This window comes from Paenibacillus swuensis (genome assembly GCF_001644605.1).
Classification (GTDB): domain Bacteria; phylum Bacillota; class Bacilli; order Paenibacillales; family DY6; genus Paenibacillus_N; species Paenibacillus_N swuensis.
Window position 1 is genome coordinate 130,850 of the sequence record NZ_CP011388.1, and the last position, 6,651, is coordinate 137,500.

The 6,651-nt window shown below is 50.4% G+C and carries 1 protein-coding gene, 17 tRNA genes and 1 rRNA gene; all 19 read right to left on the reverse strand.

Annotated elements, in window-relative coordinates:
- Positions 1 to 43 precede the first annotated feature (43 nt).
- The 19 genes from SY83_RS00720 to SY83_RS00810 all read right to left on the reverse strand — a co-directional run bounded on the left by SY83_RS00720 (position 44) and on the right by SY83_RS00810 (position 6,440).
- Positions 44 to 1,216: a GNAT family N-acetyltransferase gene (locus SY83_RS00720; RefSeq protein WP_068603374.1), complete on the reverse strand. Its 1,173-nt coding sequence runs from the start codon at positions 1,214 to 1,216 to the stop codon at positions 44 to 46.
- Positions 1,217 to 1,582: 366 nt separating this feature from the next.
- Positions 1,583 to 1,661, reverse strand: a tRNA-Leu gene (locus SY83_RS00725).
- 14 nt (positions 1,662 to 1,675) lie between these two features.
- Positions 1,676 to 1,752: transfer RNA gene (locus SY83_RS00730), tRNA-Arg, on the reverse strand.
- A 22-nt stretch (positions 1,753 to 1,774) separates the two neighbouring features.
- Positions 1,775 to 1,863: transfer RNA gene (locus tag SY83_RS00735), tRNA-Leu, on the reverse strand.
- 8 nt (positions 1,864 to 1,871) lie between these two features.
- Positions 1,872 to 1,945: transfer RNA gene (locus SY83_RS00740), tRNA-Cys, on the reverse strand.
- A gap of 10 nt (positions 1,946 to 1,955) precedes the next feature.
- A tRNA-Gly gene (locus tag SY83_RS00745) sits at positions 1,956 to 2,030 on the reverse strand.
- Between the two features lie 11 nt (positions 2,031 to 2,041).
- Positions 2,042 to 2,116: transfer RNA gene (locus tag SY83_RS00750), tRNA-Gln, on the reverse strand.
- A gap of 41 nt (positions 2,117 to 2,157) precedes the next feature.
- Positions 2,158 to 2,233: transfer RNA gene (locus SY83_RS00755), tRNA-His, on the reverse strand.
- A 15-nt stretch (positions 2,234 to 2,248) separates the two neighbouring features.
- A tRNA-Trp gene (locus tag SY83_RS00760) sits at positions 2,249 to 2,322 on the reverse strand.
- Positions 2,323 to 2,325: 3 nt separating this feature from the next.
- A tRNA-Tyr gene (locus SY83_RS00765) sits at positions 2,326 to 2,411 on the reverse strand.
- Between the two features lie 10 nt (positions 2,412 to 2,421).
- Positions 2,422 to 2,497: transfer RNA gene (locus SY83_RS00770), tRNA-Thr, on the reverse strand.
- Between the two features lie 54 nt (positions 2,498 to 2,551).
- Positions 2,552 to 2,627, reverse strand: a tRNA-Phe gene (locus SY83_RS00775).
- A gap of 21 nt (positions 2,628 to 2,648) precedes the next feature.
- Positions 2,649 to 2,725, reverse strand: a tRNA-Asp gene (locus SY83_RS00780).
- 37 nt (positions 2,726 to 2,762) lie between these two features.
- Positions 2,763 to 2,836: transfer RNA gene (locus SY83_RS00785), tRNA-Met, on the reverse strand.
- Positions 2,837 to 2,857: 21 nt separating this feature from the next.
- Positions 2,858 to 2,933 (reverse strand) — tRNA-Val (locus tag SY83_RS00790).
- A gap of 90 nt (positions 2,934 to 3,023) precedes the next feature.
- A tRNA-Glu gene (locus tag SY83_RS00795) sits at positions 3,024 to 3,098 on the reverse strand.
- Positions 3,099 to 3,238: 140 nt separating this feature from the next.
- A tRNA-Ser gene (locus SY83_RS00800) sits at positions 3,239 to 3,328 on the reverse strand.
- A gap of 3 nt (positions 3,329 to 3,331) precedes the next feature.
- Positions 3,332 to 3,407 (reverse strand) — tRNA-Asn (locus SY83_RS00805).
- 106 nt (positions 3,408 to 3,513) lie between these two features.
- Positions 3,514 to 6,440 (reverse strand): 23S ribosomal RNA (locus tag SY83_RS00810).
- Between the last annotated feature and the right edge of the window lie 211 nt (positions 6,441 to 6,651).

The window sequence follows — 6,651 nt, forward strand, 5'->3', positions numbered from 1 at the left end:
CGGCCATGGCCATGAACGGTTTCTTTGCGGAAGTATAGGTAATTTAGAAGAAATCCATCAAATATGTTGTGCTAGGCGGGATTCGTTGCTCCAGCCGCTGAACCTGGTCGTAATCTCCCTGAATTCGTCCCAACTGATACAACTCGAGCGGTTTTAAATAACCTAAGAACAGCGCTGAGAGCGTTTGGATATCCATTCGAAGCTGCGGCCTTTCGTCTGTAGAAGCTATTTCCGGTTTACCTTCACTTGATATATCGATAGCAAACGTGCCTTGATTCCATGGTGCAAACGGATCCTCAATAGCCAGCACTATGATCTCCTTGGCATTCAGATCTGAGGTCGGAGCAAATGTATACTGGCCTAGAAAGCCTGTGAAATCTACAATTCTCCCCATAAAATACGGTACAGTTTCCTGCGTTATACGCGGATTCCTCAGCTTGAATGGTAATCTGTCATCCGCAGGGGCTGTCAACTTCACCTTCTCGATCATCGAATCATGATTACCTACGAAAGACCATAATGCATCTTCCGATTCCAGATCAAGACAGACCATTTCATGAATAACCATCTCTTTGTCCTTCACCTTGTATAGTATATATCCCCGGTCTTGCCCCTCCGCATTCTGGTACACCGCGAATTGACCACCCTTTCGCTCAAATACGGATCGCTCCCACCATGAATCTGAACGCACCAGAGTGCCGTTATATCGTTTAGCGAATGCTTCGTACACAGGATTTATCCGGGACGCGTCAGGTTTAATTCTTGTAATCGTACCTGGGTATGCTGTGCGCACGGGAAGTTTAGCCGCATCTACTATGTATTTCTTATACTCAATATAAGTTTCCCAACCATATTTACGATAAAACGGAAATTCGAACGGGTGAAGAAAGGATAACGTCTGACCATTTTCTCGCATCAGTAAAAGAGCGTGTTGCAACAATTGGGTTACCAGCCCCTGACGGCGATATTCGGGCCATGTCGCTACACCCGCTATGCCTCCCATAGCAACAGGCGTTTGCTGGATGTATGTTTCCAGAGGGAGCAATACGAGTTTCGCGAGGAGCTTGTCGTCCTCAAAACAGCCCCAGATTCGTTCCGGTTCAAAATACGCCTTCCTCTCTTCACGCTCAGCTTTAGTCATCTCAAACTGAAAGGCGAATTCGGAAAGTTCCAAGCTCAGCTCAAACTCATCAGCGGTTAATGGACGTATGTGCATAATGCTGCCTCCTTTAGGATGTTGGTTTCATTATGACACAGCCCTCTGCATTTTCAACAGAAAGCTTGATTAAGCCCATTTTATCCAGAAACCCTCACGCTTGATTGCTCTAGTGAATATACTGCCATTACATCTAACTCACTTATTTTTAGGAGGGCGGGACCTCGATGGTGCAGAAAAGGTTCAAATGGCAATTTGAGATGGCCTACATTGTAGGCGTTGGGCTCGGATTAGTGGCGCATCTGTTGGAAAAACTATAAGTTCTCACCGCACCTTCCGGATGGATAGGTGCCTTTTGTCATATATGTACATAGGCACAAAAAAACCATCAGAACGTTCTGATGGTTTCTTTCATCTTACTAGTAGTGCCGGTGAAGGGACTCGAACCCCCACGGTTTCCCTCACGATTTTGAGTCGCGCGCGTCTGCCATTCCGCCACACCGGCTAATCATGTAAAGATGGCGCGCCCTAAGAGATTCGAACTCCTGGCCTTTTGATTCGTAGTCAAACGCTCTATCCAGCTGAGCTAAGGGCGCAAATGTTGCTGCTTGGTAATAATGGTGCCGAAGACCAGACTTGAACTGGTACGGTGGTCACCCACCGCAGGATTTTAAGTCCTGTGCGTCTGCCGATTCCGCCACTCCGGCGAGTGTTGTGGAGGCGCCACCCAGACTCGAACTGGGGGTAAAGCTTTTGCAGAGCTCTGCCTTACCACTTGGCTATGGCGCCATGAATTAGATGGAGCGGAAGACGGGAATCGAACCCGCGACCCTCGCCTTGGCAAGGCGATGCTCTACCGCTGAGCCACTTCCGCAAGTAATATAATGGCTGGGGATCAAGGATTCGAACCTTGGAATGACGGAGTCAAAGTCCGTTGCCTTACCGCTTGGCTAATCCCCAACAAACTTGCTGTTTAATTTAAAAGTTAGGTAAAGATATTATGGGGCGATCGATGGGACTTGAACCCACGAATGCCAGAGCCACAGACTGGTGCGTTAACCCCTTCGCCACGACCGCCACATAAGTTTAAGTTGGCAGGGGCAGCAGGAATCGAACCCACACCAAAGGTTTTGGAGACCTTTGTTCTACCTTTAAACTATGCCCCTATATGGTGGAGGATGATGGATTCGAACCACCGAACTCGTCAGAGAGCAGATTTACAGTCTGCCGTGTTTAGCCACTTCACTAATCCTCCAAGTTAAAGCTGGTGCCGTCGAGAGGACTTGAACCCCCAACCTACTGATTACAAGTCAGTTGCTCTACCAGTTGAGCTACAACGGCATATGATATTGTATCCGAGTGATTCTAAATTTAACCGAACCGCTAGATTGTAAGTGGTGGCTCGGGACGGAATCGAACCGCCGACACGAGGATTTTCAGTCCTCTGCTCTACCGACTGAGCTACCGAGCCTTACAAGTAATAAAGATTAAATGGCGGAGCCGACGGGATTCGAACCCGCGGTCTCCTGCGTGACAGGCAGGCATGTTAGGCCTCTACACCACGGCTCCACACTATGTTGCATGTTCATCTCATAAATAGAGACTATTGCGGGGGCAGGATTTGAACCTGCGGCCTTCGGGTTATGAGCCCGACGAGCTACCGAGCTGCTCCACCCCGCGTCATTAAATATAAGGTATATATGGTGGAGGCTGAGGGGATCGAACCCCCGACCCTCTGCTTGTAAGGCAGATGCTCTCCCAGCTGAGCTAAGCCTCCATAAAAACAAGGACAAGTAGTATCTTAACATATACTTTACACTAAGTACAAGTCATAATTTCTTACAGAAAAGTTAAACTGTAGAAAGAATGGTGACCCGTAGGGGATTCGAACCCCTGTTACCTCCGTGAAAGGGAGGTGTCTTAACCCCTTGACCAACGGGCCGTACTACAGCATATGAGGTAAAGCTACGGAGAGAAAGGGATGCTCTCCACTACGTTTCGAGAATGCGATGTGGTCCTTACGAAGCTTATGCTTCACCGAACCCCGCGGGTCTCGAATCCCATACATATGAGGTAAAGCTACGGAGAGAAAGGGATTCGAACCCTTGAGACGCTTGTGGCGCCTACACGATTTCCAATCGTGCTCCTTCGACCAAACTCGGACACCTCTCCAAATGGCTCCCCGAACAGGACTCGAACCTGTGACAACTCGATTAACAGTCGAGTGCTCTACCAACTGAGCTATCAGGGAATATCAAGGTTTGCACCCTGAAAACTGAATGTGAATGAATGAGAGCTTTGCTTGCAAAGCTAGCTTCGTAAGCATGCTCAACGCGTTAACCTGTTAATTCAGGTAATTGGATAAGCCCTCGACCGATTAGTATTCGTCAGCTCCATGCATTGCTGCACTTCCACCCCGAACCTATCAACCTCGTCGTCTTCAAGGGGTCTTACTGATTGGGAAATCTCATCTTGAGGGGGGCTTCGCGCTTAGATGCTTTCAGCGCTTATCCCGTCCGTACATAGCTACCCAGCGATGCCTCTGGCGAGACAACTGGTACACCAGCGGTACGTCCATCCCGGTCCTCTCGTACTAAGGACAGCTCCTCTCAAATTTCCTGCGCCCACGACAGATAGGGACCGAACTGTCTCACGACGTTCTGAACCCAGCTCGCGTACCGCTTTAATGGGCGAACAGCCCAACCCTTGGGACCTACTTCAGCCCCAGGATGCGATGAGCCGACATCGAGGTGCCAAACCTCCCCGTCGATGTGGACTCTTGGGGGAGATAAGCCTGTTATCCCCAGGGTAGCTTTTATCCGTTGAGCGATGGCCCTTCCATGCGGTACCACCGGATCACTAAGCCCGACTTTCGTCCCTGCTCGACCTGTATGTCTCGCAGTCAAGCTCCCTTATGCCTTTGCACTCTTCGAATGATTTCCAACCATTCTGAGGGAACCTTGGGGCGCCTCCGTTACTCTTTAGGAGGCGACCGCCCCAGTCAAACTGCCCACCTGACACTGTCCCTCACCCGGTTTCACGGGCGCAGGTTAGAACTCCGATACGATCAGGGTGGTATCCCAACGGCGCCTCCGGCGAAGCTTGCGCTCCGCCTTCTCAGGCTCCCACCTATCCTGTACAGATCGTACCAAAGTCCAATATCAAGCTGCAGTAAAGCTCCATGGGGTCTTTCCGTCTTGTCGCGGGTAACCTGCATCTTCACAGGTATTAAAATTTCACCGGATCTCTCGTTGAGACAGCGCCCAAGTCGTTACGCCATTCGTGCGGGTCAGAATTTACCTGACAAGGAATTTCGCTACCTTAGGACCGTTATAGTTACGGCCGCCGTTTACTGGGGCTTCGGTTCACAGCTTCGGATTGCTCCTAACCGCTCCCCTTAACCTTCCAGCACCGGGCAGGCGTCAGCCCGTATACTTCGCCTTACGGCTTCGCACAGACCTGTGTTTTTGCTAAACAGTCGCTTGGGCCTTTTCACTGCGGCCCCCTCGGGCTATTCACCCTACCGAGGCACCCCTTCTCCCGAAGTTACGGGGTCATTTTGCCGAGTTCCTTAACGAGAGTTCTTCCGCGCGCCTTAGAATACTCTTCTCGCCTACCTGTGTCGGTTTGCGGTACGGGCACCATCACCTGGCTAGAGGCTTTTCTCGGCAGCCAGAGTACATGTTCTTCGCTACTTATATTTCGCTCCCCATCACAGCCCAGCCTTACGATGTGCGGATTTACCTACACATCAGCCTCACTGCTTGGACAGGCTATTCCATCAGCCTGCAACGTTCCCCTTCTGCGTCACCCCATTGCTCATAACGGCTTACGGTGGTACAGGAATATCAACCTGTTGTCCTTCGACTACGCCTTTCGGCCTCGCCTTAGGTCCCGACTAACCCTGAGCGGACGAGCCTTCCTCAGGAATCCTTAGGCTTTCGGCGGACAAGATTCTCACTTGTCTTTTCGTTACTTATACCGGCATTCTCACTTGTATGCTGTCCAGCGCTCCTTACGGTACACCTTCAACCCACATACAACGCTCCCCTACCACTGATCTTACGATCAATCCATAGCTTCGGTGGCGTGTTTAGCCCCGTTACATTTTCGGCGCAGAGTCACTCGACCAGTGAGCTATTACGCACTCTTTAAATGGTGGCTGCTTCTAAGCCAACATCCTGGTTGTCTGTGCAACTCCACATCCTTTCCCACTTAACACACACTTGGGGACCTTAGCTGATGGTCTGGGCTGTTTCCCTCTTGACGATGGATCTTAGCACTCACCGTCTGACTCCTGGCTATAAGTCTATGGCATTCGGAGTTTGACTGAGCTTGGTAACCCTTGGCGGGCCCCGCACCCAATCAGTGCTCTACCTCCACGACTCTAGAATCCAAGGCTAGCCCTAAAGCTATTTCGGGGAGAACCAGCTATCTCCGAGTTCGATTGGAATTTCTCCGCTACCCCCACCTCATCCCCGCATTTTTCAACATGCGTGGGTTCGGGCCTCCAGTGAGTGTTACCTCACCTTCACCCTGGACAGGGGTAGATCACTCGGTTTCGGGTCTACACCCACGTACTTAGTCGCCCTATTCAGACTCGCTTTCGCTGCGGCTACGGCTTCTCACCTTAACCTTGCACGTGAACGTAACTCGCCGGTTCATTCTACAAAAGGCACGCCATCACCCATAGATCGGGCTCTGACTTTTTGTAAGCACACGGTTTCAGGTTCTATTTCACTCCGCTTCCGCGGTCCTTTTCACCTTTCCCTCACGGTACTGCTTCACTATCGGTCGCTAGGAAGTATTTAGCCTTACCAGATGGTCCTGGCGGATTCATACGGGGTTTCACGTGTCCCGCACTACTCGGGATCCGTCTCGGAGAGAATGGACTTTCAGGTACAGGGCTGTTACCTGCTATGGCGGGCCTTTCCAGACCTCTTCGCTTAACCCATTCCTTTGTAACTCCATGTGAGACGTCCCACAACCCCGGTAAGCAAGCTTACCGGTTTAGGCTCCTCCGCGTTCGCTCGCCGCTACTGACGGAATCACTATTGTTTTCTCTTCCTCAGGGTACTTAGATGTTTCAGTTCCCCTGGTATGCCTCTTCTTAACCTATGAATTCAGTTAAGAGTGACTGTACATTACTACAGCCGGGTTTCCCCATTCGGACATCCCCGGATCAAAGCCTGCTTACGGCTCCCCGAGGCATTTCGTCGTTCGCCACGTCCTTCTTCGGCTCCTAGCGCCTAGGCATCCTCCGTGTGCTCTTAGTAGCTTATCCAGACGAATTTGCTGATTGAAGCGTTAAGCTTCATATCCAACATTCGTTACTTCGGAAGCATCCTAAAATATCTTAGAGATGTTACTAGCGGATCTTGCGATCCTTGCGTTGTTTACACATTCATTCACTATCCAGTTTTCAAGGAACAAAACAAAACATACTGAAAGGGTTTAACCTTTCAAAACTGAACTTGAGCGAAATAAGCGGTATT